The organism is Lysinibacillus sp. RS11 (assembly GCF_042019215.1).
Classification (GTDB): domain Bacteria; phylum Bacillota; class Bacilli; order Bacillales_A; family Planococcaceae; genus Lysinibacillus; species Lysinibacillus xylanilyticus_A.
In genome coordinates this window covers 3200825-3227242 of the sequence record NZ_CP168124.1, presented here as the reverse complement: position 1 = coordinate 3227242, position 26418 = coordinate 3200825, and the positions used below count along the sequence as shown (strand labels likewise).

Annotated in this window: 32 protein-coding genes; 25 read left to right on the top strand and 7 right to left on the bottom strand. The window is 36.9% G+C overall.

The genetic code is table 11. The features are described 5' to 3' along the window. Positions 1-4 precede the first annotated feature (4 nt). From AB9L17_RS16710 to recO, 10 genes are all read left to right on the top strand, one after another. On the top strand, positions 5-484 hold the full coding sequence (locus AB9L17_RS16710; protein ID WP_068983614.1) for a hypothetical protein: 480 nt from the start codon (positions 5-7) through the stop codon (positions 482-484). A 54-nt stretch (positions 485-538) separates the two neighbouring features. Then, positions 539-799 carry a hypothetical protein gene (locus AB9L17_RS16705; protein WP_068983613.1) on the top strand — a complete coding sequence of 87 codons (261 nt, stop codon included), beginning with the start codon at positions 539-541 and terminating at the stop codon, positions 797-799. After that, positions 789-1901 (top strand): sporulation protein YqfD, encoded by a 1113-nt coding sequence (locus AB9L17_RS16700; protein WP_068983612.1) that lies wholly within the window; start codon positions 789-791, stop codon positions 1899-1901. The genes AB9L17_RS16705 and AB9L17_RS16700 overlap by 11 nt, the downstream gene beginning before the upstream one ends. A 2-nt stretch (positions 1902-1903) precedes the next feature. Continuing rightward, on the top strand, positions 1904-2860 hold the full coding sequence (locus tag AB9L17_RS16695) for a PhoH family protein (protein ID WP_068983611.1): 957 nt from the start codon (positions 1904-1906) through the stop codon (positions 2858-2860). A 442-nt stretch (positions 2861-3302) separates the two neighbouring features. Next, positions 3303-5423, top strand: coding sequence for an HD family phosphohydrolase (locus AB9L17_RS16690; protein ID WP_068983610.1), 2121 nt, complete (start codon positions 3303-3305; stop codon positions 5421-5423). A gap of 8 nt (positions 5424-5431) precedes the next feature. Continuing rightward, positions 5432-5905 carry an rRNA maturation RNase YbeY gene (gene ybeY, locus AB9L17_RS16685; protein ID WP_068983609.1) on the top strand — a complete coding sequence of 158 codons (474 nt, stop codon included), beginning with the start codon at positions 5432-5434 and terminating at the stop codon, positions 5903-5905. After that, a complete protein-coding gene (locus AB9L17_RS16680) occupies positions 5906-6256 on the top strand; it encodes a diacylglycerol kinase family protein (protein ID WP_068983608.1) in 351 nt (116 codons plus the stop codon). A gap of 333 nt (positions 6257-6589) precedes the next feature. Then, on the top strand, positions 6590-7003 hold the full coding sequence (locus AB9L17_RS16675; protein WP_083226917.1) for a cytidine deaminase: 414 nt from the start codon (positions 6590-6592) through the stop codon (positions 7001-7003). Next, positions 6990-7907: a GTPase Era gene (gene era, locus AB9L17_RS16670; RefSeq protein ID WP_375199503.1), complete on the top strand. Its 918-nt coding sequence runs from the start codon at positions 6990-6992 to the stop codon at positions 7905-7907. The genes AB9L17_RS16675 and era overlap by 14 nt, the downstream gene beginning before the upstream one ends. A 131-nt stretch (positions 7908-8038) precedes the next feature. Next, positions 8039-8833, top strand: a complete 795-nt coding sequence (gene recO, locus AB9L17_RS16665) for a DNA repair protein RecO (RefSeq protein ID WP_068983606.1) — start codon at positions 8039-8041, stop codon at positions 8831-8833. Positions 8834-8856: 23 nt separating this feature from the next. Here the strand turns inward: recO and AB9L17_RS16660 are convergent, their stop codons facing one another. From AB9L17_RS16660 to AB9L17_RS16645, 4 genes are all read right to left on the bottom strand, one after another. Beyond that, the gene (locus tag AB9L17_RS16660) at positions 8857-10269 is read right to left on the bottom strand and encodes an S-layer homology domain-containing protein (RefSeq protein ID WP_068983605.1); all 1413 of its coding nucleotides are present in this window, start codon (positions 10267-10269) and stop codon (positions 8857-8859) included. 543 nt (positions 10270-10812) lie between these two features. Next, on the bottom strand, positions 10813-12198 hold the full coding sequence (locus AB9L17_RS16655) for a glycine--tRNA ligase (protein ID WP_068983604.1): 1386 nt from the start codon (positions 12196-12198) through the stop codon (positions 10813-10815). Between the two features lie 506 nt (positions 12199-12704). Next, a complete protein-coding gene (locus AB9L17_RS16650) occupies positions 12705-13886 on the bottom strand; it encodes a tyrosine-type recombinase/integrase (protein WP_375199502.1) in 1182 nt (393 codons plus the stop codon). Positions 13887-13961: 75 nt separating this feature from the next. Beyond that, on the bottom strand, positions 13962-15212 hold the full coding sequence (locus tag AB9L17_RS16645; RefSeq protein WP_375199501.1) for a hypothetical protein: 1251 nt from the start codon (positions 15210-15212) through the stop codon (positions 13962-13964). Between the two features lie 143 nt (positions 15213-15355). On the opposite strand from AB9L17_RS16645, the gene AB9L17_RS16640 reads away from it, so the two are divergent. The 12 genes from AB9L17_RS16640 (at position 15356) to AB9L17_RS16585 (ending at position 22419) form a co-directional block, all read left to right on the top strand. Beyond that, a complete protein-coding gene (locus AB9L17_RS16640; protein WP_375199500.1) occupies positions 15356-15547 on the top strand; it encodes a hypothetical protein in 192 nt (63 codons plus the stop codon). Positions 15548-15573: 26 nt separating this feature from the next. After that, positions 15574-15843, top strand: a complete 270-nt coding sequence (locus tag AB9L17_RS16635; RefSeq protein ID WP_375199499.1) for a hypothetical protein — start codon at positions 15574-15576, stop codon at positions 15841-15843. Positions 15844-15899: 56 nt separating this feature from the next. Continuing rightward, positions 15900-16217, top strand: coding sequence for a hypothetical protein (locus AB9L17_RS16630; protein WP_375199498.1), 318 nt, complete (start codon positions 15900-15902; stop codon positions 16215-16217). 37 nt (positions 16218-16254) lie between these two features. Then, positions 16255-17166 (top strand): hypothetical protein, encoded by a 912-nt coding sequence (locus tag AB9L17_RS16625; protein WP_375199497.1) that lies wholly within the window; start codon positions 16255-16257, stop codon positions 17164-17166. A 126-nt stretch (positions 17167-17292) separates the two neighbouring features. Next, on the top strand, positions 17293-17544 hold the full coding sequence (locus AB9L17_RS16620; RefSeq protein ID WP_375199496.1) for a hypothetical protein: 252 nt from the start codon (positions 17293-17295) through the stop codon (positions 17542-17544). Then, on the top strand, positions 17545-18066 hold the full coding sequence (locus AB9L17_RS16615) for an ERCC4 domain-containing protein (protein WP_375199495.1): 522 nt from the start codon (positions 17545-17547) through the stop codon (positions 18064-18066). It begins immediately after the preceding gene. Between the two features lie 266 nt (positions 18067-18332). Next, entirely contained in the window at positions 18333-18704 is a 372-nt protein-coding gene (locus tag AB9L17_RS16610; RefSeq protein WP_375199494.1) for a hypothetical protein, read from the top strand. Positions 18705-18815: 111 nt separating this feature from the next. Continuing rightward, positions 18816-19112 (top strand): hypothetical protein, encoded by a 297-nt coding sequence (locus tag AB9L17_RS16605; RefSeq protein ID WP_375199493.1) that lies wholly within the window; start codon positions 18816-18818, stop codon positions 19110-19112. Between the two features lie 499 nt (positions 19113-19611). Then, positions 19612-20220: a BRO-N domain-containing protein gene (locus AB9L17_RS16600; protein ID WP_289416778.1), complete on the top strand. Its 609-nt coding sequence runs from the start codon at positions 19612-19614 to the stop codon at positions 20218-20220. Between the two features lie 257 nt (positions 20221-20477). After that, the gene (locus AB9L17_RS16595) at positions 20478-20909 is read left to right on the top strand and encodes a hypothetical protein (RefSeq protein ID WP_375199492.1); all 432 of its coding nucleotides are present in this window, start codon (positions 20478-20480) and stop codon (positions 20907-20909) included. Positions 20910-20913: 4 nt separating this feature from the next. After that, a complete protein-coding gene (locus AB9L17_RS16590) occupies positions 20914-21543 on the top strand; it encodes a hypothetical protein (protein WP_375199491.1) in 630 nt (209 codons plus the stop codon). A gap of 54 nt (positions 21544-21597) precedes the next feature. After that, the gene (locus tag AB9L17_RS16585) at positions 21598-22419 is read left to right on the top strand and encodes a hypothetical protein (RefSeq protein ID WP_375199490.1); all 822 of its coding nucleotides are present in this window, start codon (positions 21598-21600) and stop codon (positions 22417-22419) included. A 268-nt stretch (positions 22420-22687) separates the two neighbouring features. On the opposite strand, the gene AB9L17_RS16580 is transcribed toward AB9L17_RS16585, so the two are convergent. Continuing rightward, a complete protein-coding gene (locus AB9L17_RS16580) occupies positions 22688-23008 on the bottom strand; it encodes a DUF4183 domain-containing protein (RefSeq protein WP_375199489.1) in 321 nt (106 codons plus the stop codon). Positions 23009-23058: 50 nt separating this feature from the next. Next, a complete protein-coding gene (locus AB9L17_RS16575) occupies positions 23059-23478 on the bottom strand; it encodes a DUF4183 domain-containing protein (protein WP_375199488.1) in 420 nt (139 codons plus the stop codon). A gap of 863 nt (positions 23479-24341) precedes the next feature. Between AB9L17_RS16575 and AB9L17_RS16570 the strand changes: the two genes are divergently transcribed. Genes AB9L17_RS16570 through AB9L17_RS16560 form a run of 3 tightly spaced genes read left to right on the top strand, consistent with a single transcriptional unit; the run spans position 24342 to position 25171 of the window. Next, on the top strand, positions 24342-24728 hold the full coding sequence (locus tag AB9L17_RS16570; RefSeq protein ID WP_375199487.1) for a hypothetical protein: 387 nt from the start codon (positions 24342-24344) through the stop codon (positions 24726-24728). Positions 24729-24746: 18 nt separating this feature from the next. Continuing rightward, a complete protein-coding gene (locus tag AB9L17_RS16565; protein WP_068985171.1) occupies positions 24747-24950 on the top strand; it encodes a helix-turn-helix transcriptional regulator in 204 nt (67 codons plus the stop codon). A gap of 14 nt (positions 24951-24964) precedes the next feature. Further along, complete coding sequence (locus AB9L17_RS16560; protein WP_375199486.1) at positions 24965-25171, top strand: hypothetical protein; 207 nt, start codon at positions 24965-24967, stop codon at positions 25169-25171. Positions 25172-25557: 386 nt separating this feature from the next. Here the strand turns inward: AB9L17_RS16560 and AB9L17_RS16555 are convergent, their stop codons facing one another. After that, positions 25558-26376, bottom strand: a complete 819-nt coding sequence (locus tag AB9L17_RS16555) for a methyl-accepting chemotaxis protein (RefSeq protein ID WP_375200807.1) — start codon at positions 26374-26376, stop codon at positions 25558-25560. Between the last annotated feature and the right edge of the window lie 42 nt (positions 26377-26418).

Sequence of the window (26418 nt, the reverse complement as noted above, 5' to 3'; positions counted from 1 at the left end):
ATAAATGGAACAATTAATTATAATTGCGATAATTGCCATAGTCAGCTCTATTTTCGGGAAATCCAAAAATAAGAAAGAACAAAAAACAATGCCACCTTTTAATAAGGATTCATATGTTGAGCCTCCAGTTGAGGAGGTTCAACAACAACGTCCTACTGCTAAAGCGCAAAGCTTTGAGGATTTTACACGTGAATTTTTAGGAGATTGGAACAATGAGCAGCCTAAAGTGGAAAAGTCAAAGAAAAATGTCGAAGAAGCAGTGAAAGAGGAAATGCCAAGTTATATAGCACCACCGTTAATCCCAACTGAGACAATTAGTCGTACCACGAAAAGAGAAAGTATTGGTCGTTTGGCAGCTGGGAAAAAAGAGGTGAAAGTAGCTGGATCACAGTCGGCTTTTCAATTACCAAATTCAAAAAAATCATTCATGCAGGCTGTTGTAATGGCAGAAGTTTTAGGTCCACCGAAAGCAAAAAGAAAATAATCAGCATGTCCTCCTTTTTCGATGCATATATTGCCGAAGAAGGAGGCATTTTTTATGAGAAAACTATTTCAATTAACGCCACTACTTGAATTATTCCAATATGAAACATTAAAAATCATTGGCCCATACCGTTTCCTACATGCTGATGCTTCGTCATGCTCTTTTATCTATGCAGACTATCATATTACTGTGCGTGGAAAATCAGTAGAAATTAATGCTCTTAAAGAAGAAATGCTTCATCTTTCTGTAGAGGATTTGCAGGAGCTTCATATGAAAATGACAAAGGATATGGGTGTGAGCGATAATGTGGAATAATCGACCAATTATCATACGTATAAAGCGCCACGAAAATGTTCATCCTTTTATTCAAGCATTGCACGCACAACATGTACCATTAAAGCGTGTTGTCTTTCGTGAGCAAGAGGTTGCTTTTGAAACAACTATGCACTATCTATCCAAAATTCGTCGTGAACGAAGTCATTATCGACTTAAAATGGCTGTCTATTATGCTGATGAGCTTCATGTTTTTCGGGCACAGCTTTGGACCTTACTTGGCCTAGCGATGATGATATTAATTCCATTACTATGTGCACAGGTTATTTGGCGTGTAGACATAGAAGCGGCATCACCAGAGTTAGAGCAACGTCTAGGCAAGACCTTTCAAAATACATTTCAATTAGAAACGCCCATGACTAAAAAAGTATTACCTTCAGACGCTGTCATTCGTCAGAAGCTTTTAGAAGAGCATCGAGATCTTTCGTGGGTGCATATTGAAAAGTATGGCGGACGTGTAATTTTACGGCCTCAGGAGTCCCCGAAACAAACTAAACAAACGAATGAAAAACTTGCTACGCATTTAGTAGCAACAAAAAGTGGTGTAATTACTCACTTTAATATTCAGAATGGTGAACGTAAAATTTCAGTGAATGATACAGCGTACGAAGGTGATACGCTCGTAAGTGGAGTAATTGAAAGTGGTGAAGACGATGTTTTTGTTGGGGCAAAGGGAGAGGTTTACGCTGATTATTGGCTTGAATGTTCGTTTAAAATTCCAACAAAGCTCACGATGGAAACGCTACAACAGAAGCGGTGGCGTGTACTAGTGAAAGGCATTCATAAAGAAAAAGTTGACTATGTGCAAAAGAAAGATCTACCTAATTGGCTCGATCCATATATTTCGATTGTTGAGGAACAGTACACTAAAAAAATGCAAGTTGAGCTTGATGAATCCAAAATAGATTCATTGCTCATACCATTACTACATGAAAAGGTGCTGCGTTCATTACCTACGAAAACGGTTATAAAAAAAGAAAACCTTTTACAGGTAAAGTGGGGGAATGGTACAGTTGAAGGGAAAGTTCTATTTTTAGTCAATGAAAACATTGCCAGTCCAATACAAGGCCTACAAGGAGAATGATTATGTCAGAACATTTAACTGTATTACAAGTGGATAATCCAAACGAGGCAGTCATGCTACTCGGAATTTCCGATGCCAATATGAAGTTAATCGAAGAGGCTCTACATGTCCACATTATTACGCGTGGTGAACAAATTCAGCTTGCTGGTGAAGAAGATGCGAAGGAACAAGCGACATTCCTTTTACATGCTCTTTTAAAGGTCATTCGCAAAGGAATTAATATTGATCAACGTGATGTTGCAACAGCTATTGAAATGACACAAAAAGGAACAATCGAATATTTTGCAGAACTATATGATGAAGAAATAGCACGCACGACGAAAGGAAAGCCTATCCGTGCAAAAACAATCGGTCAACGAGAATACATACAAGCAATCCGTCATAAAGACGTTGTTTTTGGTATCGGTCCAGCTGGTACTGGGAAAACGTATTTAGCGGTAGTCATGGCAACACAGGCGCTAAAAAATGGGCACGTTAAGCGTATTATTTTAACACGCCCTGCAGTAGAGGCAGGGGAATCTTTAGGCTTTCTTCCAGGTGATTTGAAGGAAAAGGTAGATCCGTATTTACGCCCTCTTTATGACGCTCTAAACGATATTTACGGGACAGAACAAACTCAACGACTTATTGAACGAGGCACAATCGAAATTGCACCTTTAGCGTATATGCGTGGTCGTACGCTAGACGATGCTTTTGTCATTTTAGATGAAGCCCAAAATACGACACATCAACAAATGAAGATGTTTCTAACGCGACTAGGCTTTGGCTCAAAAATGGTCATTACGGGCGATAAAACACAAATCGACCTACCTAAAAATACAGAATCGGGATTAATTGTGGCAGAGCGAACACTAAAATATGTAAAGTCTATAGATTTCCAAATTTTAGAGCAAGGTGATGTAGTACGTCATCCAATCGTAGCCAAAATCATCAAAGCCTACGAAGAACAGCAACTTTAATATGACCGCTAAAGCGGTCATATTAAAGTCTGCACCGAAAGCGAAGCGACAGGTGCAACGAATTAAAGTCTGCATCGAAAGTGGAGTGAAACTGAACGGTAGGTGCAACGAATTAAAGTCTGTACCGAAAGTGAGGACAGGTGTAACGAATTTAAAGTTTCACTAGATGCAAATAGTTCATACTAAAAAACTATTGAAGTGTAACCTCAAAATTCGTTATCAATATCGATTTACATGCAATTAGTTGGAAAAAGGCTTATCACCAAAAATTGTGGATGACATAAAACGGAAATCAACCACACTTATGGTGAAGGATCTTTAAAATGGAAAAAAATGTGACAGCTATACAATTTGTATAGCTGTTTTTTTACTTTCTTATACATTTTTCGGGAAAAATGTTTTTTGAATTGGTATGATAGTAGGTAGATAGAGGAGGTGCCAGATGGAGAAACAATTACAAAAATTCATAAAACTTATTGGTTTCCGCTACTTTTTAATTGTCGTTCTCATCTTAACAGGAGCCCTACAATTTGTTTTTATGTATGGCAATGTTAAAGGTGTTACATATAATTTTAAACCTTTACAACTAGCGCCTGAAACAGTTCGATCTACTAAAACGATTGAAGATACTTATAAAACCCAACAGGAGCGAGAAAAAGCAGCAAACGCTGTAGAACCAGTTTATGAATTTTCCGAGGATGTCGCCAAGCAGCGAGCTGCGATTGTAACTTCTTTATTTGACTATGTTCTTGAAGTAAAGGAGGATGTTGCGAGCAAAAAAGAACCAGTTCCAATTGGCGATCAAGTGGCGCAACTCCGAAAAAAATTTGAATCCATAGATTCAGATCAAATGCCCATTATTTTTACTGATTCACAGCTAGAAGGTTTGTTAGTACAAAGTGAAGAAGATTTAAAAAGAACAAGTACGCAACTATCAAAACTCGTGCAGGAATATTTACAAAAATCCATTCGTTCAGAAAATTTGTTTGCGGCTCAAAATGATTTTGAAACAAAAATTCGCGGACAACGAGGCTATCCAGATAAAATATTTAATACGGTAGTTTTAATTGGACGTACAAGTATTATCGAAAACGAAACGATTAACGATGAACAAACGAAAATTCGAAAAGAGCAGGCAAAGGAATCGGTTGAACCCACTCGAATTCTTCAAGGTCAAATCATCGTACAGGAAGGTCAAATTATTGATAATGAGGCGTTTCGTCAATTAGAGCTTCTAGGTATGGTGAGTAATAAAGTATCGATGAAGCCGATTGCAGGTCTTATCATTTTAATACTTTTACAAATGGTGTTCATATTTATTTTATTTGAACGTTCGGTTGAGGATGAAAACAAGAAACGTAAGGCTTTATTGGTGACAGTAATTGTTTATAGTTTATCCATCCTGCTAATGAAATTTATTAGCCTGGTCGCAGGGGGCTTCGATGTTACTGTTGCATTCCTTTTCCCAACAGCGTTGACAACGATGCTTGTACGGCTATTAGTGAATGATCGTGCTGCCGTTCTTATTACAGTAATGACAGCGGCATCTGCTGGTGTTATTTTTCAAGAGGGTTATTCATCTGTCATGCAGATGGAAATTACACTGTATATAATTTTTGGAGGCTTTGCGAGCTTATTCTTTTTAAGTAGTATGGAAAAGCGATCGCATATTCTACATGCAGTTGGGGTCATAGGGCTAGTAAATATGTCGTTTATCGCATTTTATTTACTGATGACACAGTCTTCCTATGGTTTGCCAGAGTGGCTGTTTTACTTTATCGCTGCATTGGTATCGGCCCTTCTATCAGGGGCTCTTACAATGGGTCTCTTACCATTCTTTGAATCAGCATTTAGTTTGTTGTCATCGTTGCGTTTAATTGAACTTTCTAACCCAAACCATCCATTGCTGAAAAAATTACTAATGGAGTCTCCAGGAACATATCATCATAGTGTAATGGTGGCGAACTTAGCAGAGGCAGCATGTGAGGAAATTGGAGCAGATGGATTACTGGCACGTGTAGGATGCTATTATCATGATATTGGCAAAACGAAACGTCCTGCCTTTTTCATCGAGAATCAGATGTCTGGTATAAATCCGCATGATTCATTGTCCCCGGAAACAAGTGCGGAAATTATAATCGCACATACAACTGATGGGGCTGAAATGCTAAATCGTTATAAGATGCCACAGGAAATTATTGATATTGCCTTGCAACATCATGGGACTAGTCTGTTGAAATACTTCTACTTTAAAGCGAAGGAAGAAGGAAAATGTATTGATGAAACAAAGTACAGATATCCAGGACCAAAACCACAAACAAAGGAAGCGGCAGTTATTAGTGTTGCTGACAGTGTGGAGGCAGCGGTTCGGTCGATGAAAGAACCGAATGCAGAGAAAATTCAAAAGTTGGTACGCTCAATTATTGATGATCGAGTACAAGACAATCAGTTTGATGAATGCGATATTTCAATAAAAGAGTTAAAATGTATAGAGCGAGTACTTTGTGGAACGTTGAATGGAATTTTCCACTCACGTATTGAATACCCAAAGGCAGATAAGTAGGAGGATCTATGATTTTAACAATTGATTTTACAGATGAAACAAATGAAGTAGCTGCAGAGCATATGGAGCTTGTTGAAAAGCTTTTACAGCATGCTGCGAAGGTAGAGAATATTGAGCCGGAAACAGAAGTGTCAGTGACGTTTGTGACAAATGAAGCGATTCAAGAAATAAACCGAGAATATCGTGATAAGGACCAACCTACAGATGTTATCTCGTTTGCCTTGGAGGAATTAGGCGAGGGAGAAATGGAAGTAACATTCGAAGGGATGCCCCGCATTTTAGGCGATATTATTATTTCAACGGATCGCACGAAAGAACAAGCGGATGAATATGGCCATACTTTTGAACGAGAATTAGGTTTTTTAGCGGTTCATGGTTTTTTACATCTTCTTGGTTACGATCATATGGTACCAGAAGATGAAAAGGTTATGTTCGGTAAGCAGGATGAAATTTTACAATCTTTTGGCTTAGGGCGAGATTAAATGAATGTTCGCAAATATATCCGATCTTTTGGTTATGCCTTTGAAGGTATCGTTACAGCCTGTAAAGAGCAAAACTTTAAGTCTCACTTGCTAAGTGCAGGAATTGTTTTAATTGCTGGCTATTTTACAGGTTTATCACGTGTGGAATGGTATATAGTGCTAATATTAATAGCACTAATGTTTGCACTTGAAATAGTTAATACTGCTATTGAACGAGTAGTGGATCTAGTTTCACCAAAAATGCACCCACTCGCTAAGCAGGCTAAAGATCTTGCAGCGGGTGCAGTGCTTGTATTTGCGATATTCAGTGCTATAATCGGATTACTCATCTTTATACCGAAATGGTTTTAACATTACTAAAACTATTATTAATCGGTCATGAAGTAGTAGCAATTGTGCTGGAGAATTTATGATGTATTAGACTCATCACCAAAAGTTTGGTATGACATTTGTTAAAATGTATACCATTTATATAAGTTGATTGGAGTGGAGGCTAGGTGACTTCTTAGGGATTAGCGATAGAGGAGCGAAGGCTAAGAGCATCCTGTCCTATGATAGCGCGTTCGTGAACAACATCCTTTTGGCCCAAGCGGCTCATCGAACGCCCCAAGGAAACGCACAGCTGGAATGGAAATCAACCCACATTATGGTGATGAGCTATTTATTATTTAGAGGTGAACATTAATGACAATTGATATGCATGCATTACTAGAAGAATCAAAAAAAGCGCGTGAAAAGGCTTATGTACCTTATTCAAAATTTAAAGTTGGTGCGGCGCTTTTAACGAAAGATGGAGAAGTTATTCATGGCTGTAACGTTGAAAATGCTGGCTATAGTATGACCAATTGTGCTGAGCGTACAGCATTTTTCAAAGCTGTGTCCGAGGGCATTTATGACTTTGAGGCGATCGCTATTGTAGCTGATACAGAAGGACCTTGTGCGCCATGCGGAGCTTGTCGTCAAGTGATGATGGAATTTTGTGCGCCATCTATGCCTGTATATTTAACAAATTTAAAAGGTGATGTCACGGTAACGTCTGTAGGCGAATTACTACCGTTTGCATTTACAACGGAGGATTTAGAGAATGCTGGAAACTAACAATGGCTACAAGTCAGGCTTTATCTCCATAATCGGTCGACCGAATGTAGGGAAATCAACATTTTTAAACCGTGTCATTGGTCAGAAAATCGCGATTATGAGTGATAAACCACAAACAACACGAAATAAAGTACAAGGTGTACTTACAACAAATGATAGCCAAATGATTTTTATTGATACACCTGGAATCCACAAGCCGAAACATAAGCTAGGGGATTTTATGCTCAAGGTTTCCAAAAATACATTGCGTGAAGTGGATATTATTATGTTCATGGTAAATGCAGAGCAGAAGCTTGGAAAGGGTGACGAATTCATCCTTGAAATGTTGGCGGGTAATCCAACCCCTGTATTCCTTGTCATCAATAAAATCGACCAAATTCATCCTGACGAATTAATCGGAATAATTGAAAGCTACAAAGAGCGTTATGATTTTGCTGAAATAGTGCCTATTTCAGCTTTACAAGGGAATAACGTTGAAAATCTATTGGAGACAGTAACGAAATACTTACGAGAAGGTCCGCAATACTATCCAGCAGACCAAGTTACGGATCATCCAGAGCGATTTATTATTTCAGAGTTGATTCGTGAAAAAGTGTTACATTTAACGCGTGAAGAAATCCCTCATTCCATCGCAGTTGTCATTGATAAAATTCGCCGAGATGAAGAAAATGAAGGTAAAATTCGTGTAGCAGCGACAATTATGGTGGAAAGAGATTCTCAAAAAGGGATTGTGATTGGTAAACGTGGGGCGCTATTAAAAGAAGTGGGGACACGTGCACGAAAAGATATTGAGATGCTTCTTGGGTCAAAAGTGTACTTAGAGCTTTGGGTAAAAGTGCAGAAGGATTGGCGAAATAAATCAACACATTTACGCGACTTCGGTTTCCGTGAAGATGAATATTAATAAATCCTGTTGTGAAATTGTGAAATAATTCTACAGCATTACTATGTATGTCTAAAATTTGAATGGAGCTGTCCAAAAGTCTTTTGGAGAGCTCTATTTTCATGCGAAGCTTGTAGAAAGGAGGAGGACTAGTGCTTTATAAATGGGAAGGGATTGTTCTAAAGGTACGAGCCTATGGAGAATCAAATAAAATTGTCACCTTACTAACAAGAGAAGCTGGAAAGGTTGCTACGATGGCTCGAGGTGCCAAGAAGCCTTCTAGTAGATTAGCATCTGTGACACAGCCATTCACGTATGGCATGTTTATGGTGCAGCATCATACGGGTATGGGGACAATGCAACAAGGTGAGCATCTTAATTCAATGCGCCATATTCGTGAGGATATAATGGCAACGGCATATGCAAGTTATATAATGGAACTTGTCGAGCGTGTAGTAGAAGAAGGAAAAGCTGAGCCATTTGCATTCGATGTGCTCCTACAAGCATTACAGGCAATTGAGGAAGGCTATGATCCAGAGGCTATTACGTTATTCGTAGAATGGAAAATGCTACCCTATACAGGTGTGCAGCCTATTTTACATACGTGTGCTGCTTGTGGTTCAGTTGATGGTGAATTTGCATTCTCCTTTGCGCAGGGAGGCTTTTTATGTCATCGCTGCTATCATCATGATCCTTATATCATTCGATTAACACCGACCCAGCTTAAGCTTATTCGAATGTTTTATACTGTACCGATTGACCAGATTGGGAAATTAGAATTAAAAAAAGAAACTAAATATTTTATCAAAAAAATAATTTCAACAATTTATGAGGAGCAAACAGGAATTCGTTTTAAGACTAAAAAATTTATTGAGCAGCTTGAGCGAACGCCTGAATTAAAGCTAAGAACAAATGCTGATCAAGAAAAAACGCCAGAAGACCAATAATATTGATCTTCTGGCATTTTACTTTAAATTTCTTCTTGATCATCCATGAATTCGTAATTAGTAGCCCATTTATTAGCGATTTTTAGAAATTCAATATATAAATAAGCAGTTTCACCATTTTTACCTGTAATATGCAAAATAGAAGTGCCTTCTGCTAGTGGTGTAACATTTACTTTGTTTTCCTTTATTGAAGCTTTCACAGCTGCTGGCTCATAATTTAACTGTTCTAAAGCAACACTTGTTGGCTCGAACGATAGATCATCACTAGAAAACGCTAACTCATCTGTAATCTGATACATGTCAATACTGCGCACGAAATCATACGTATCGACATCTGCAGCCATCATTTGTTGTTGTGTACCATTGGAGAATGTCAGCATATATTGCCCGTTTTTATAGATAGCAAGTGTAGCTGTATTATTAGTTGATGTAAAACTATATAATTCAGGAGATAAGGCTTGACCATCTGCTGTTTGAATACTCACTTCTGTAGGGATAAATTTCAAATCAGTTTCCAATAAGTTGAGCGGTAAGTTTTCTACGTGATCCGCCTCATTTACTTCTTGAAGAGTTGTTTGCAGCTTTCCATCTACATTTTTCACATGAACTACATAAAAGATATCCTTAAATTCTTCAGTTTCTTCGTTAAAGCCCGTAAGCACTAATTTGCCTGTGCCCTCTTTTAGCGGCTTAAGGGTGATCGATTCCGTCATATCTTCTTCTTCGTCCCATGTGAAAATATCTTCAGCTGGGTTAATACCGCCATATGAAGCAAAGATATAGTCCTGATTGAATTGACTAGCGTAAACAGTAACATTGCCTTGAACATTTTCCGCGCGTACAACGAAAGACGCTAATTGCGAGCGTTTTACATTGCTTTGAGGCCCAAAGGTAGTAGGGGTTGTACCTTTTGTTATGCTGTTGGCAAATAGTGTTTTTATATATGGTTCGTATTCACTGCCCGCCTTGACATCGTTGAAAGGAATGTCAATATCGTTTGTAATCGTTAAATTAAAGCCTTTCACAATCATTTTTGACATTTGTCCACGAGTAATATTTTTTGTTGGGTTGAAATAGCCATTTGAGCCACTAATAATGCCAGCGTTTGCTAATGCTGCGATAGCACCATAATTCTCATCGCCAGGTTTTACATCCTTAAAATTGGGGTTTTTTACATGAACCGTATCGAGCTTTAAAATACCAGCTAAAATTTTTGCTGCTTGTGTACGAGTAATTGGGTTCGCGGGTTTAAATGTGCCATCTGGGTAGCCTGAAATAATGCCTCGTTCGGCTAAGTTAATAATTGCTTTGCCTTCCTCTGTTGACGCATTTATATCGGGGAATACCGATGCGGCATGTGCCGAGGGTGTAATGACAATAGCACTTGTTGCTAATGCCGAGGCCATTGCGATTTGATAAAAACGATTAGTCTTCAAATTATTTCCTCCAAAGTAATTCAAAAAAATTTTATAGTGTTGCCTTTTGCTAGAATCCTCCCACAATTTCAACCTTCAGGATGAAGACTCTTCACCAAAATATGTACTTGCCTGCACTTTTTATTGCTGGAGGGCGCTCTCTGTGGGTGTGGTCTAAGCATCCTTGTCATGCATAATTCACGCCTGTAGTGTCTCAAAAACATGAGTACTCGTCTCCCTCTGCTTCATATGTACAAGCTTTTAGTATTGATCCCGGGAGATTGAATCTTAATAGATTGGGATTGTAGTGAATTGTTGTTATTTAAAGAGTAACTATAATACTTTATTTATATCAAAATGATGAAGGGGATAATAGAGGGAATTATATCCTGAAAAACTATTGAATACATGTATAAATTTGTCTATCGCCGTAATGTGGAGTTGATCTCTGTTTCGACTGGGCACATCCGATGAGTCGGTTGGAGCAAAAGTGTGAAAGCTGAGCGTCATGCATATAAAAAGGAGTCGCTGATCATGCGACTCCCTCTTTATATACGTCTTAAATTAGAATTGAAGGTGTTTTTCAATGTATGCTTTAACATCTGTAATTGGCATACGAACTTGAGACATTGAATCACGATGACGCACTGTTACTTGACCATCCTCTTGTGAGTCGAAGTCGTAAGTAATACAGAATGGTGTACCGATTTCATCTTGTCGACGATAACGTTTACCGATTGATTGTGACTCGTCAAAGTCAACTGGGAATGCTTTGCGAAGCTCTGCCCAAACAGTAGTAGCCTCATCCGAAAGCTTTTTAGAAAGTGGTAAGACTGCAGCTTTAAATGGTGCTAGAGCAGGGTGGAAGCGTAAAACTGTACGCTTATCATCGCCTTCAAGCTCTTCTTCATCATAAGCATCGCATAAGAATGCTAATGTTACACGGTCTGCACCTAAAGAAGGCTCGATACAATATGGAACATAGCGTTCGTTTGTAACTGGGTCGATGTAAGTAAAATCTTCACCAGAATGTTCCATATGTTGTTTTAGATCGTAATCTGTACGATCCGCTACGCCCCAAAGCTCGCCCCAGCCGAATGGGAATTTGAATTCGATATCAGTTGTAGCATTTGAGTAGTGAGACAATTCATCTTCTTCGTGATCGCGAAGACGCATAGACTCTTCATTCATTCCTAAGTTTAACAACCAGTTTTTACAAAATTCTCTCCAGTATGCGTGCCATTCAAGATCTTCACCTGGCTTGCAGAAAAACTCAAGCTCCATTTGTTCGAATTCACGTGTGCGGAATGTGAAGTTACCTGGTGTAATTTCGTTACGGAATGATTTACCAATTTGTGCAATACCGAATGGTGTACGTTTACGCATAGAACGTTGAACGTTTTTAAAGTTTACGAAAATACCTTGTGCTGTTTCTGGGCGTAAATAAATTTCGTTAGTAGAAGATTCTGTTACACCTTGGAATGTCTTGAACATTAAATTGAATTGACGGATATCTGTGAAATCAGCCTTACCGCAATCTGGGCACACTACGTCATACTTAACCATCGTTTCTTTCATTTGGTCAAATGTCATACCATCGACAATAATTTCATCGCCTTTAGCTAGTGCAGCGTCTTCGATGATTTTATCAGCACGATGGCGCGCTTTACATGCCTTACAATCAATCATTGGGTCATTAAAGTTACCAACGTGACCAGAAGCCACCCAAGCTTTTGGATTCATTAAAATTGCAGCGTCTAGCCCAACGTTGTGCTCTGACTCTTGAACAAATTTTTGCCACCATGCTTTTTTAACATTGTTTTTTAATTCAACACCTAGTGGACCGTAATCCCATGTGTTTGCTAAGCCTCCGTAGATTTCAGAACCAGGGAAGACAAAGCCGCGATGCTTCGCTAATGATACGATTGTTTCCATTGATTTGTTAGCCATAAAAAATAGCCTCCTTCATAGTTTTCACAGAGTGAACAGTAATTTTGTTTTAGCGAATTTATAAAACTGATCTATAAATTCGCAAAAGAAATTTTTCAATTTAGTAAGAACTAAATTAAAAATAGCACCCGTCTCCGGGCACATTAAATGCCCAGGGACGAGTGCTAAAACCCGCGGTTCCACCCTGATTGTTTTAAACGTGATGTTTAAAACCTCTTTTTAAAAAGTTAGCTCAAGGAGTGCCTTTTCTCTGTTACTATGTAGACTTTCACCATCTTCTACTCGCTTTAAAATGGAACAGATACTCTTTTCCTATCATCGCCTGTATAACGCAAATCGCTCGAAAATACATTTAGAGCAAGCGTATGTGTCAATATTGTAGCATGTAGTTCTTTTCTTCGCAATAATTATTAAAATAGTATATATTACGTGTGGTGTTTAATAAACCTTTATATATCAAGCTTTATAGCCATTTTCACCAATGATTTGCCACAAATTTTGCCACACTAGCCTTGTAAACTTTGACTAAATACCGCTACAGATTCAAGTTCCATTTCTTTTAATACATGCCCATAAACATCATAAATCATCTTAGGGGTGTTTCCTAGACGTTCGGCAATTACCTCTACATTGACACGACGGCTTAATAGGATAGTACAGTGTGTATGACGTAGCCCGTGGATTGTCACTTTTGGTAGCTTGGTTCTTTTTATAATTCGGCGAAAGATACTAAAGATTGTATCAGGTGAATAAGGCTCGGCTGCTTCTGATAAAAACACATAGGTGTCATCTTTTGTAATATCGTCTTTTAACTTTTTTCCGAAAGATAACAACAATGATTTACAATGTGTTCTATATGCTGCTAGTTGCTTCATTACTGCTTCATCCACTAAAATAGTTCTATAACTATTTTTAGTTTTAGGTGTACGTGATCCAGCATGGTCACGTGTACGCTCGATGGTAATTGTATTATTTTCAAAATCGATGTTTCTCCACTGGATGCCTAATGCCTCACCGCGGCGCATACCAGTGTAAGCAATCACTAACAAAAAAGTATAAACGGTTATATTTTCATTTTGCTTTGCATCAAATAACAATACCTTTAACTGGTCGATCGAGAGGAAATTTTCGTTATCCGTGTCCTCGTCAAGAGTGAAGGTTATTTTATTGAAGCGGTTACGTGTCAATAACTCTTCTTCAATGGCTGCATTAATGGCAATTTTGAAAATATTATGCGCTAATCGCACAGTACCTGATTTATATTTCTTTTCGAGCTTATCGATGAATTCCCGTTGATATGTGGGCTTATCCAGCTTTTGCAGCTTATACTTACCAAGTAATGGCTTCAAATGTAGACGAACGGATAACTCATATTGAGCACGTGTGCTAACCTTCCATTTCTTTTGATTCATTTCAAACCACATATCTAACCATTCCCCAACAGTTAGATTGTCATTCTCGATGCGTTTCGTTGCACCGTCCACAGTTGCAGCCTTTACCTCTAACAATGAGCGAAGGGCTGCTTTTTCTGTTTTGAAACTGCTTTTCTTCTTCTCGCGACGTTTCCCTAATGAATCATAATAAGTGTGACGATACATCCACAATTGTTCTTTTTTAGCGTTGTAATAATAAAATATTTCCTTCTCTTTAGATGATTTAAAATACTCTACCTTTGCCACTCTAACCATTCCTTTCATGCTTGGCGGCGTGTGTACAGGAATAGGTGAGTTGAAATACTCCAAAATATTTAAAGCTTATTTCTTTCAGTTTACTTTATTGATTATCCACTGCTGAATCGTTTCTGGTGATTCATTAATAATTTGTGATATTTCTTCAATACTATTTCCTAATTCAACTAACGATAGCGCTTTTTCCTTATTTCTTTTAAGTCGTTGGTTATAATTATTTTCACAGCTACTTCTTTTTTTAAATGGTAATGGTGAACAAAATCGTTGTTTTCCATGAGTTGATTCAAAAATATGACCACAATTTTCACAACGTTTTAATTCAGTATTATTTAACAAGGAGTCCTTAATTTGATTATAGGCAACTTCAAATAAATTGTTATATAGTTTGACTTCGAAAAAATCCCCATCAACTGAATCCGTTATTTTTGTATTTATCGCAACCTTCTCTGTTATAGCTTCTGTTAGATATTTTCTACATTGAGCTAATGAAAATTTATTCTTATTATCTAAAATATTTTTTTCATACTCCCTCTTAAAAGTTTGTATTTCTGAAGATCTATTTACGCTAATGCTACTTAATTCTGATACGGCTTGAATAAATCTTTTTCTTTCATATATCTTATTAGCTAATTGCTCATCATTAGTTTTTACTGCTACAAACATATTGAATATATTTTGATATTCAACCAATTCTTTATAAATAAGTGCGGTTGGAGCAGCTCCGAAATAAAGAAATGTATTATATTGTTTAAAATCCATGAGAGTGCTATATTCAGACTTTTTAGAAAGGTCTACTCCTATTGGAATACCGAAGCTCTTTGTAAACTTCTTCAAACTAGATATTTCAAATAGTTCTAACTTTGCTAATTCGGTGAATAGACCAATACCTTCCTCTGGAAAACGAAATGACTTTACCGCGTTATCCTCTTTCCCAAAAACATAGTTTGAAATAGCTTCTTTTGAAAGGGTAATGATAGGTGAATTATTTAATGGAATTTCATCTAAGATGTCTCGCGGACTATCGTTCCAATATTTGGAAACTAATTTCATTAAGTAATCCTCTAAATTAGTATCGTAATATTTATCTGAAAAATCAGCCCATTTTGTTATTGTGTCATCATTTATACTTTCTAAAATGTTTTTTGCAAAGAAGTACGAAGTATAGCCCCTTGAAGAATTTTTATCATAGAAACTTTCCAGAATTGAATGTTCAATTTCAACTTTAGATATAAAATTACTTAAATTTTGGAAGTGAAAACCGTGTTCATAGATCTCGTAGGGGTTAATTACATAAATCATCGTATTTCCAATGATATTTGAATTCATAAATATGGTTCCTTTCGTAAAAAATAAGCATAAAATAAATATTTTATGTTGATTTTTGTATTTGTTGTTGTTATTCTTTGAGTAGATTATATCAAAGTAAGCATAAAACAACAACAAAATGCTTATTGGAGGGAGCGCGGGAAATGAAAGTTACTGATTTTAAAAAAATGATTAAAGAAAAAGGCTTAAAGCAGTGGCAAGTAGCCGAATTTTACGGATTGAATGAAAGTAATTTCAGTCGTTTGTTAAGAAAGGATCTTCCGCCTGAAAAAGGAAAAAAAGTAATAGAAGCAATCGAAGCTGCACAAGTGGTATATGCATTAAAAAGAAGTTAGATATTTAGCAGAGGAGGGGAATAACCATGATTCCTGCGAACGTTGAATTACAACTCGATAAAGTCGCTATTAAACAGTACATAGAGAAGCGGCTCGATGAAGAAGTTAGAGAGTCTTTATGGTTTATTGATCTCAAGAGAATGTCTGAATTAACCAATATGTCACCGCGCTTTTTAGAAAGTGACATTGTATGTGATGTTCGTATGCGAGCAATCGAAATTAAAAAAGCAAGGAAAAGATGGTGGCCATATCACCAAGCCTTTGAAATTATAAATGAAATTACGAGTGAATGGTGAAACTACACAACTTGGCGGCGTGTGTATGAAATAGGTGAAAGAACGGAGGAAAGAGAATGTATGAAAATCTAACAAATGACGAATTACGTATCTATCGTATTTTAGAAGGGTTGGGAGATTCAGAGAGTTTAACAGGTTCACAAATTATGGAGCGAGTGATGATTAAAGATCGCCGCTATTTTCACCAGCTTATTTATAATTTACGAACGAAAGGTCTACCAGTTGTAAGTATTAAGAACGGAAGCCATTCGGGTTATTGGGTAGCTCGGAATAGGGACGAACTTGCATCTTATTTACAAGATAAGGAACTATATATAGCAACTCACAGAAAAATTATCGAAGCAATGAGAGGTGCTGCAGAAACGATATTTTAGCTTCAATACTTGAAAAGGGAAGGGGGTGCATTAATGAATGTTAGGTTGGATTAGTTTACACAGGAAATTGCAAGAACATGAAATATACGCTGATCCTTATATGTTGAAATTATGGATCCATTGTTTACTAAAAGCATCCCATAAAGAACGAAATCAACTGGTGGGAAATCAGGTGGTGAATCTAGAAGTCGGACAATTCATAACCGGCAGAAAAGCACTTGCGAATGAGTTTAACAAAGGCGCTAAAGATACTCATATTATTTCAGAAAGTACGTTGTGGAGATGGATGTTATTGTTTGAACAATTGCAAATGTTGAACATCAAAAAAACGACGAAATACAGCGTGATTACTGTAGTTAACTGGTGTGAGTATCAAGGGATTGAACAACAGATGAACAGCAAGTGGACAGCAGATGAACAACAAATGAACAGCAGTAGAACAACAGATGAACAGCAAGTGAACAACAAACGAACAGCAAATGAACAACAGATGAACACAAACAATAATGTTAATAATTTTAATAATGTTAACCATGATAATAATTTAAATAATGATAACAACGACAACAATGATAACTATGAAAATAATGCTAATAAAAGAGAAAGACCGACTGACAAAGATCTTAAAGACTCTTTTAACGCCTCTAGTGTATCTAATAGCGTAGAAAAAGAAGAAAAGAAAAAAGAAAAAACAGTCGTCGGTCGGTCTCTTTCTCGAAATGAGCAAATTGTAAGTATTGAAAAAGCAATACAATTCACATTCGATAATGTTGACGATCAAGTCTATAAAGAAATCCCTGGATGGCTTGCATATTCCGATTACGATTCAATCATGACTGTACTGCAAGAGACAGCACAGCTCGAGGAAATCCCAAATAAGTTTAGCAGCCATATATTGAACATGTTGATTGAGAGGAAAAAGCAAGGTCCTACAGCAATGAGTGGATAAAGTAGGTTAAAAACGTATAGCAATCTCGTAGAAGTGTTTTAGCTTTAGATTTGATAAGAATATAAGGTTAAAAGTTGAAACCACCTCTAGGGCTATCTAAACGATATTAGAAAGGGTGGTAGGAGTATGGGGGACATTATAGATTTTCCTAATTTAGATAACGCATTTATTGAAATTGAACGTACAGAGGCTTTTATACAGACTGCAAATGAATTAAGCACATTCTTAAAAGCCTTACCTTTGAACAACGTTGATAACGATAAACTAGTGGAGTTAATGGTGAAACATGTAAAGGAAGCAGAACAGGGGGCTTTTTTACAAGGTTTTAGTATGGGCCATGAATTTAGCGAATATCAAGGGAATGAAGGTGATCTATAAATGATCACTAAATTCAAATATACAGACACTGAACTAAAAAAGCTCCTCTCGTCAATGGTCATACTCATTGATACGAGGGAGCAAGTGAATCAGCACATTACAAACTATTTTCAACTTCATAATATCCTATATACAGCTATAAAGCTAGATACAGGGGATTATAGTGCTATGATTCCCCACAATTTCGAGCTGGGGATATACCGAGACACCTACTTTCCGTTCACTGTGGAACGTAAGAACAGCATTGACGAATTAGCCAGCAGCATCAAAGAGGAACGGTTCGAACATGAGTTGATTCGATCTCAAAAGTCAAACTTTACGCTTTTGGTTGAAGGTAGTTACTCGGACTTGGTACATGGTAACTACAGAAGCCAATACAATGCCAAAGCATTACTTGCACGAATCAAAACGTTTGAGGCACGTTACAACTTCTCTACAACCTTTTTGAATGATAGGCAAATAAGTGGTAACTGGATATACAACCATCTTTATTATCATGTTCGAGCAGTATTGAAAGGATAGCTAGTTTAGTACTGAAACATTGGGTGTCAAATTTGACCCTCACTAAAAGGGCTGGGTGTTAACTAATGTTAACGTTCCTGTGTGTAAAGGAACTTTCGGCAGCCATAAAAAGGTAGTGATCGGACAAATCGGACACCTAAAAAGAAATTATGCAATTTCAGCATGTTTGAAAGGGAAAGGCTAACGCAATACATGACAAAATTTGACGTTTGAGCGTACTTAGGAACCTGATAAAACCTGAAATGCTAGTAAAGGAGCGGAACTACATGGATAAAGTAAAAGTTGAAGCATTACACAAAGCGTTTGTAGAAGTGATACGCCCAATATTAAAAGCGAACGGGCGTAATAATATGGCAAAAGTCTTCCAATATTTCAGTCGCAACGTAAGACGTGGGATTGACGAAAGGATGTTAGCAGAGCGGTTATTATTCAACGCTCGACGTAGTAGAAAAGATAAAGCACTCGTTATATGGGCCAGCGACATAAAGGTAATCCATAAGGAACAAGCTGTAGAACAGGTTGTAAAGCTCATTCAGTTTTATAAAAAACGATCAATGCTAAATGAAAATGAACGAATCTATTATGAGGAGCTTCGACAAGTAGAAGTAATAGAGACGTTCGGTGGAGATATAGCTTAGAGCGCACAAGGAGCGACAGGAGCGTTTTGAATCTAATTTATGAGAAAAAGTACAAGCATGAAACGAATGTTCTTAAAAGGGCTGTAAAACGTGTTTTAGGGGTGATGGTATTTGAACATGAAATACGATTGGGATTGGATGAGAGAATACTATGTACGTTCACAACAGAATAGCCGTACATCGTTAAAGGATGTTTCCAAGCTCTTTGGGGTACCTTATCAAACTGTTAGGAGAATAGCAGCGAAAGAAAACTGGATAGGCGGTGTAGCTGTATGTAGATGCGCTGAATTGATTGAGTATTTTCCAGATACTGAATACCAGGAACAATATTTCAAATTGGCTAAACCGCTAGCACATCGGAATTATAAGGAATTGGAAGAAATGCAACGATTCGATGATTGGTTTTGAAGGCTACAAATGATGGAGTTTTGATTGGTAACGTTACTAAACAGCGTTCCTTTTGAAATGCTACAAAAGCTCAGAAAAATTACGTTTTTGATGCACTGGACATGTTAAGAAATGTTAAGGTTGCAACGTTTCCAAAACGGAACTCAATTCACTTCCCAAACGGAACAGGACAGTAAGAAAACGTAAGGTATTAGTGATTTTAGAGCCTTGCAAAACCTAACATTTTACGGAGTACTCCATTGTAGTACTCCAATCGTTTGCCAGTAGTACTACATTGATTTAACTAAGGGAAAGCAGTCGTTTCATAGCGTTATTTTGAGAGTTGATTGGAACGTTCCAAAACACAACACAAATACTTTTCCAAAACAAACAAACCCCAAGAAAACCCATGAATTAGAACAAAAAGTATGCATCCAAAAGTGTGCATATCCAAGAAAAAAGGATGCAACCTTTTCGTGCGATGGTTGCAATGTTTGAAAAATGAGAGGAGGAAAACATAGTGGACATCAAAACAGAGAAATGGCTCGATTATGAAATTCGTTTTGTGGAAATTGAAGGTGAGTGGTGGGGAATTGCTAAAGATATAGCCGATGCCCTTTGTTACAGTAGTACAGCTGCTATGACAAGACACTTAAAAAGTAAATTTCTTACACATGTCAAATTGACTGGTATGAATCAGAAGTTTACAGCAATATCCGAACAAGGGATTTACAAAGCGATAACTCGTTCACAAAGACCTGAAGCAGAAGCATTTGAAGATTGGCTATTTGAAGTAGTTAAAACACTTCGCCAGTCGTCAGGGTTAGAAGGTTTTCAAATCTTTAGGATGCTAGACAAAGTGCATCAAAAGGAAACAATGGCTAAGTTGCAACAATCATTACTAGAACCAACAACGGTGAGCTTTATAAAAGCAAATACAATTGCTAACAAAGCAGTTTCTAGTCGTCATGGACACGTGAAATCTCTAAAGAAAAATCAGATGACACCTGAGATGTTAATTGAACGAGAGCCAATCTTAGCCGATACAGTTGATTTAATGATCGCAAAAGAGAAATTCCGACTTGATTTGTCAGTCAGTAAGAAAGTGTATGAAAAGTATGTGCATTAACAGGCAGTAAAGCTTATGAATATGTGATTAAAAATTCCGAACTGAACACATACATGAATTCAAAAAAATAGTGTGCATCTAGAATGCAACCATGCTAACTTTTGCTAACATATTTCCGTATTAAGGATGCTAAGAAATGCCAAGGTATGTCTCTTGTAGGAGGCTAATAACCGCTTCGAAGATGTTGGCTTTTGTCGGCAACCCACTAAGATGTTGGAAAATGTAGGTGTACTGTATATACGGGATGGTGAAAGATATTGACTTTAGATGAATTAAAACGCCTATTTAAAAAGCAAATACCAGCTGCTTATGAATCGCTAAAAGAAGCAGAAACAATGCCAGAAGGTGAGGTGAAACGATATAAAATATCGGCAGCTATCGAGGTGATTGAAAAGGCTCAAGATGTACTCTCGAGTTGCTGGGATGAATTGAAGTTTAAGGACGAGCTTATTTTAGTCCATAGACTCGATAATGTGCCAAGAGAGCGTACAGCTATGGTTTTCTACGATTACGTTCAAACCGAGCCTACAAGGGCTATAAATAACTTAAAAGCATTAGAAGATTTAGCGTATAAAAAAATGCATAAGCTTCTAAGCTCTCAGGAAGTCAATTCAGAGAATATATCAAACAAAAGGCAACAAAGTATGGCTGACCGCTTAAAAGCAAGGGAAGAACGAATGAAAGGGTGACAGTATGATAAAAGACAGCCAATTTTGGGCGTACTTACATGCGCAACAAGAAATAGAAGAAATCGAACGAGTATATCAAGCGGAGCGACAAGAAGCTTATGGAGGTATTGCTCCAACGATAACAGGTTTCGATTATGGTAGCGGGCGCATTTACAAATTGGCGTGTCATGTTGAAGAGTATGCTATTTATCTGGTGGAGCTTTATGAAAAAAGAAATCAACGCATGGAAAAAGTGAAAAAGCGTATTGAAGTATTAGAAGAAGCAGTTTCCCTTCTCTATGATGACGAGCGAGCACAATATGAGACTTGGAAAGCAAATCCTGTTGATTTATACCCTGATGTATTAAAAACGCTGAGAGAGTGTGTGAGCTTTGTTTTAGAACGTGACCAAATAAAAGAAGATGCTCATGAATTGTCGGTTACTGAATGGGATGCTCAGGTAGAGAAAATGAAAGAAGATGAGTTGCTTTCAGATTACTGGGATCGTGATGGTTTATTTGACGAGGAGATTAAGAAGCGGCGAGAAAAAGAAAAACAGTATGGCCGAGTCGATTTATCTGAAAGAGCGTTACAAAACTTTGCTGATAAGTTTACGATCAAAGACCGCTTCCAAAAGACAGCAGCGTGTTATTAGTTGTGTAGGTACTCTAGACATTTTGAAAGTAACTACATAGAAAGGAGAAGATACATGTTTTGTGTCATTCAGAAAATACAAAAGAAGAAGCAGGATCCGTATGGCACACGTAAAGAAATCATTGTTAGTGAGACAACATTTTGCTTTGCTGGTGAAGAACCTAAGACGTCATACAGTTACACATACAGCGATGAACGATTTGAAAGACCAATTTTAGATGCCTATAAAATTAGTATTCATCACAGCTACCGAGAAAAAGGTGAAGTGAAAAAGAAACAATGGGTTATCTGCACAATGAGTTACTATGATTTCATAGATTCCTGGTACGGCGATCATTATGTTAGTCGGACTTTAGAGGAGAAATTAAATGAAATGGGCATTGATGAAGATACCTTTCATGAACTTATTAACGCTAAGTTGGAACCACTCATTGAACAAATTGAATTGGAGTTTCAACAGACAGAAGAATATAGGGTTAAGAAAGAACAAGAAGCGATTCTTAGGGCACATAGAGAAGCAGAGGCAGCATTTGAAAAAGAATATGGTCAGGGCGAATACAGGTATTGCTATGACGTATTTGGTACGTTGCAAAATCCAGCTTACTTAGAGGAGCTAAAGGTTAAGAAAAAGGTACACGAAGAATATAGAAGACGTAGTGAGGAAGCATTCGAGCGTAACTACGAAAAGTATTATAGTGGAAGCGGCGGCGGTAGTAGTTACTCAACCGCTTCGACTAGTAACTACAACGATGACGAAATGAAGATGCTACATGAAATCTATAGAATGGCATCTAAGAAGTTTCATCCTGATGCATGCGGTGATGATGGTAGCAAGATGAAGCTTCTAACCAAATTAAAAGATCAGTGGGGTCTATAAGCGAGGAGGACGAGATTTTCGTTCTCCTTTTTCAACTGTCACCAAACTGACGTAAATTCAACTCAAATATGTATTGGTACCAAGGTACTCTTTAAACTTACCTATTAAGATGTATGGGTACCATTATAAAAGGGCCACTTGGGATAAAAGTGACCCTAAGCACCAAAATAGAAGAAAGGCTAGAAAGCTTCAACCTATTATAACTTGTCAGTTCATTGCCTAAGAATTAGAGTTTTATTAGTTTAGTGATTAATTAAAAAATAAATCATTAAGTTTGTGTAACTAATTCTACAGCTTCTACTACTAATGGAGTTCCTGCTGTGATTGTGCCAGTAACACCGTTAAAAGTTAACTCTGTTGCAGAAATTGTATACGATCCACCTTCTTGCAATACACCGTTGATATAGAAATTATAGTAGCCGTTCGTTACTATTGGAAAAGCAGTAGCAGCAGTCCCACTATCATTTAGAAAGGCAGTTGCAGGGATAGTGGTACCATCAGCGACCGCCAAACTTGCTGCTAATACATTAAAGAATCTAGTCGAAGTACCTGTAACATTTACATGGATATTAATAATTGAAAGTGCCATTTTTTTCACCTCCTTTCAAGGGAAGAAGCATAATTTAAAAAATTTTTATATCACATTTGTTGGAATCCCAATGATTCTATAATGATTGGAGTTCCAGCAAAAATAGTTGCATTAAATGGGTTAAGAGTTAACGAATCTGGGGTTACTTTATAGGCACCGCCCTCTTGCATCACAGCATTGATGTAAAGATTGACATATCCATTGGGATTAAAAAGTTTGAATTCTGTTACTGGATCGCCATTATCATCTGTAAATAAATTAGCTGGAAGGGTTGCTCCGTTTGTTAGATCAATATCTTCTGTAACAATATAGAAGTATCTATTTATCGTTGGAATAATAGTTCCTTCAGGGATAAAGACTGGAGGAGATTGAATAGAAGATATGTCTATAGCTTTTATACGGGGCCAAAAAAAATTATTACCTTCACAACAATCATTGCAAATAAAACTTTGGAGATTTTTGTTGTTCATTATTGTGTCACCTCCCTTTTATATTTCTGACCCCATAACTTTTTTTTCGAAATATTCTAAGCCTCACACTAATAGGTTATGTTTTCACGTTGAAACGTGATTAGTAATACGTCTATTAAATGAATTTTTTAATAAAAAGATTGTTTATAGCAGAATATCTAGGAATTCATTGTTTAATATAATGAAGAAGAGTTTCGGTTGCCTGTTAATTGATGAGGAAATAAAAAAAGCCGTAGCGTTTTGCAGACGCTACAGTGCAGAATGGGTTATGGAAGGGGGATTGATAGGGTATGGATATGCTAGTAATTAGTAGACAGTTTCGAGCGTAATTATAACAAATATTTAAGTGGCGGTAGTAGTTACTCAACTGCTTCATCTAGTACCTACAACGATAATGAAAAGAAGATGCATCCTGATGCGTGCGGTGATGATGGGAGCAAAATGAAATTCTTAACAAAGTTAAGAGAGCAGTGGGAGCTTTAAATGAAAGGGAAACGAAATTTCATCTTCCCTACCAATGATGGTATGCATAAGATGTTAAAATAACTAAATTACAGCAATTTTGTAGTAACCAGCTTTATAATCAAGTGCCAAGTACTCACTATAAAACGAGAACTTGGTATTTTTTTGTTTATGTACTTATTCTGATTTACATTCGAAAACGACAGAAAACTCAGTGTTATTTTCTCCTTTTGACGTTGAATGTTAAACATGATACACAGCCAACTTAGTAAGTTTTTTGGTATTTGTAATATAAATTTCGTTATTTGGCAAATATTTAACTTGACTCAGTTTTGAAAAGTATGTAATATGAAATAAACTTCATGTGAAGTAAGCTTCATATTTTAGAGGGGAGTATTGTATTGAAACGAAAGCTATTTCAAAGATTATTAATATCGTTCCTTGCAATAATGTTAGGTGTTATTAGTCTTTTGATGGATCCAACAGACAAAAATTCAGCAATTTATCTTTTCATTGCTGGTAGTATTATTTTGATTGTATCGATTACAATCTATTTGAGAAAATCAGAAAAAGAGGATGATTTATCGAAAGAATATGATGAAAGAGATGCTCTTATTGAAGGACAAGCTTCAAATATAACTATGCAATGTATAGCTTCATTAATAATAGTTTTGCTGTTTTTGAGTAATTTTATTGTATTATCTGTAAAAGCGGTTCTTTTACTATTAATACTAGCTCTTTTCATCCTCAATACTGTAACTAAGTTTTTCTATGAACGAGTCCTTTAATTCTAATGGAGGATGAATATGGAAAATAGAGTGCGAGATTTAAGAAAACAGCATAATTTAACTCAACAAGAATTGGCTGATCGTGTAAGTGTATCTTCAAGGACGATTATTTCACTTGAGAATCAGAAGTATAATCCTTCTGTATTACTTGCCTATAAAATTGCATCGATTTTTAATCAATCGATAGAGGAAGTTTTTATTTTTGATGAAAATGACAAATAAGGAGATTATTTAATATGGTAGGTATTTTTATTATTTTTGGGATTGCTTTAACTGCTTGGGGAATTTATCGAATGAAAACAGATGATGGTCTTTTTGGAAAGAATCAAAAAAGCAAGAATATTTTTAATCTGTTTTTAACTGGGCAGGCATCCGGAATTGGTCAATTTTTAAGTGGAATTGCTTGTGTAATTATAGGGGTAGCCATTTTATTGTTCGGGTAATCCAAAAAGCTACCAACCGTTTAATTTAATACATTTAGGCAAATGACCAGGACTCAATTCAATAATGAGTACCTGGTCATTTTGTGCTTATTCTTTAAGGTTTGTATTTTGTATAAAGTGCCTCAGCTACTTCGTTTTCTACTTCTCCTAATATTGTTGAAGGGTTTTGTTGCTAAATAGAAAGATTTAATAGTTATAATTCGGCTGATGTTACGATCCGCCATTTATCGATTTTAAATAAACTACTAAACGTAATAGAAGAAGCGGTTTAGATCAAAAAATGATCTAACCGCTTCTTTTTTATATGAATGATGTTGTTATTCCTTGGATAATGTGAAAAGTCATATTTAAATGTTAAAAAAGTGGTGCTGCCAGTGATAATCATATTAAACTCGGAATTGAGCTGCCATGTCTCTTAACTCTTCTGCCAAGTTTGCAAGTGCATAAGCAGATGATGAAATTTCCTCCATAGATGCCATTTGTTCTTCAGTTGTAGCAGAAATACTCTCTGTACCAGCTGTAGTAGATTTAGTTATGGAATGGATTGTATTCATACTACCAACAATTTCTTCAGTTCCTGCTGCCATTTGCTCGACCGCTGCAGATACTTCTTCTACTTGCATCGTAACACTTTGAATGGCACCTTGAATGGAAGCGAAAGTTGTACGTGTATTTTCTGTTGTTTTAATCCCTTCTGTGACTTCCGCTGTTACTAACTTCATTGATTCAACAGCTTTGTGAGTATCTTTCTGTGTCTCTGAAATCAACACTTCAATTTGGTTTGAAGAAACAGCAGACTGTTCTGCTAATTTTCTAACCTCATCTGCAACGACGGCAAAGCCCTTCCCATGCTCGCCAGCACGTGCAGCTTCAATTGCGGCGTTCAGGGCAAGAAGATTTGTTTGTTCAGCAATCGCTGTAATCGAATCAATAATTTGACCAATTTCATTAGAACGTTTTCCTAACAAGTCGACAACTTCGGATAAGCCTTTTACTCGATCTGTGATGTCTATCATTTGTTGATTCATTTGATTTGCGGCATTTATACCATTTATCACAAGGGATAAAGAGTCACCTGAAAGTTCGGTTACAGCTTGAGCATTTCCAGCTACTTGTTGCACACCTGTTGAAAGCTCATTGACAGTATTGACGGTGTTAGAGACATTATTTAGTTGCTCTACTGATCCATGAGCGATAGTTTCCATCGTACTTGCAACCATCTCTGTTGCTTTTGTAGTTTCTGCTGC

What these genes read in the sequence shown, in the direction of transcription:
- AB9L17_RS16680 (WP_068983608.1), top strand. Translation starts at nt 5,906, where the DNA reads ATGAATGTTCGCAAATATATCCGATCTTTTGGTTATGCCTTTGAAGGT.
- AB9L17_RS16695 (WP_068983611.1), top strand. Translation starts at nt 1,904, where the DNA reads ATGTCAGAACATTTAACTGTATTACAAGTGGATAATCCAAACGAGGCA.
- AB9L17_RS16610 (WP_375199494.1), top strand. Translation starts at nt 18,333, where the DNA reads ATGGATAAAGTAAAAGTTGAAGCATTACACAAAGCGTTTGTAGAAGTG.
- AB9L17_RS16575 (WP_375199488.1), bottom strand. Translation starts at nt 23,478, where the DNA reads ATGAACAACAAAAATCTCCAAAGTTTTATTTGCAATGATTGTTGTGAA.
- AB9L17_RS16705 (WP_068983613.1), top strand. Translation starts at nt 539, where the DNA reads ATGAGAAAACTATTTCAATTAACGCCACTACTTGAATTATTCCAATAT.
- AB9L17_RS16635 (WP_375199499.1), top strand. Translation starts at nt 15,574, where the DNA reads ATGATTCCTGCGAACGTTGAATTACAACTCGATAAAGTCGCTATTAAA.
- AB9L17_RS16625 (WP_375199497.1), top strand. Translation starts at nt 16,255, where the DNA reads ATGTTAGGTTGGATTAGTTTACACAGGAAATTGCAAGAACATGAAATA.
- AB9L17_RS16645 (WP_375199501.1), bottom strand. Translation starts at nt 15,212, where the DNA reads ATGAATTCAAATATCATTGGAAATACGATGATTTATGTAATTAACCCC.
- AB9L17_RS16640 (WP_375199500.1), top strand. Translation starts at nt 15,356, where the DNA reads ATGAAAGTTACTGATTTTAAAAAAATGATTAAAGAAAAAGGCTTAAAG.
- AB9L17_RS16555 (WP_375200807.1), bottom strand. Translation starts at nt 26,376, where the DNA reads ATGGAAACTATCGCTCATGGATCAGTAGAGCAACTAAATAATGTCTCT.
- AB9L17_RS16620 (WP_375199496.1), top strand. Translation starts at nt 17,293, where the DNA reads ATGGGGGACATTATAGATTTTCCTAATTTAGATAACGCATTTATTGAA.
- AB9L17_RS16630 (WP_375199498.1), top strand. Translation starts at nt 15,900, where the DNA reads ATGTATGAAAATCTAACAAATGACGAATTACGTATCTATCGTATTTTA.
- AB9L17_RS16615 (WP_375199495.1), top strand. Translation starts at nt 17,545, where the DNA reads ATGATCACTAAATTCAAATATACAGACACTGAACTAAAAAAGCTCCTC.
- AB9L17_RS16710 (WP_068983614.1), top strand. Translation starts at nt 5, where the DNA reads ATGGAACAATTAATTATAATTGCGATAATTGCCATAGTCAGCTCTATT.
- ybeY (WP_068983609.1), top strand. Translation starts at nt 5,432, where the DNA reads ATGATTTTAACAATTGATTTTACAGATGAAACAAATGAAGTAGCTGCA.
- AB9L17_RS16580 (WP_375199489.1), bottom strand. Translation starts at nt 23,008, where the DNA reads ATGGCACTTTCAATTATTAATATCCATGTAAATGTTACAGGTACTTCG.
- AB9L17_RS16560 (WP_375199486.1), top strand. Translation starts at nt 24,965, where the DNA reads ATGGTAGGTATTTTTATTATTTTTGGGATTGCTTTAACTGCTTGGGGA.
- era (WP_375199503.1), top strand. Translation starts at nt 6,990, where the DNA reads ATGCTGGAAACTAACAATGGCTACAAGTCAGGCTTTATCTCCATAATC.
- AB9L17_RS16565 (WP_068985171.1), top strand. Translation starts at nt 24,747, where the DNA reads ATGGAAAATAGAGTGCGAGATTTAAGAAAACAGCATAATTTAACTCAA.
- AB9L17_RS16585 (WP_375199490.1), top strand. Translation starts at nt 21,598, where the DNA reads ATGTTTTGTGTCATTCAGAAAATACAAAAGAAGAAGCAGGATCCGTAT.
- AB9L17_RS16590 (WP_375199491.1), top strand. Translation starts at nt 20,914, where the DNA reads ATGATAAAAGACAGCCAATTTTGGGCGTACTTACATGCGCAACAAGAA.
- AB9L17_RS16700 (WP_068983612.1), top strand. Translation starts at nt 789, where the DNA reads ATGTGGAATAATCGACCAATTATCATACGTATAAAGCGCCACGAAAAT.
- AB9L17_RS16655 (WP_068983604.1), bottom strand. Translation starts at nt 12,198, where the DNA reads ATGGCTAACAAATCAATGGAAACAATCGTATCATTAGCGAAGCATCGC.
- AB9L17_RS16675 (WP_083226917.1), top strand. Translation starts at nt 6,590, where the DNA reads ATGACAATTGATATGCATGCATTACTAGAAGAATCAAAAAAAGCGCGT.
- AB9L17_RS16690 (WP_068983610.1), top strand. Translation starts at nt 3,303, where the DNA reads ATGGAGAAACAATTACAAAAATTCATAAAACTTATTGGTTTCCGCTAC.
- AB9L17_RS16650 (WP_375199502.1), bottom strand. Translation starts at nt 13,886, where the DNA reads ATGGTTAGAGTGGCAAAGGTAGAGTATTTTAAATCATCTAAAGAGAAG.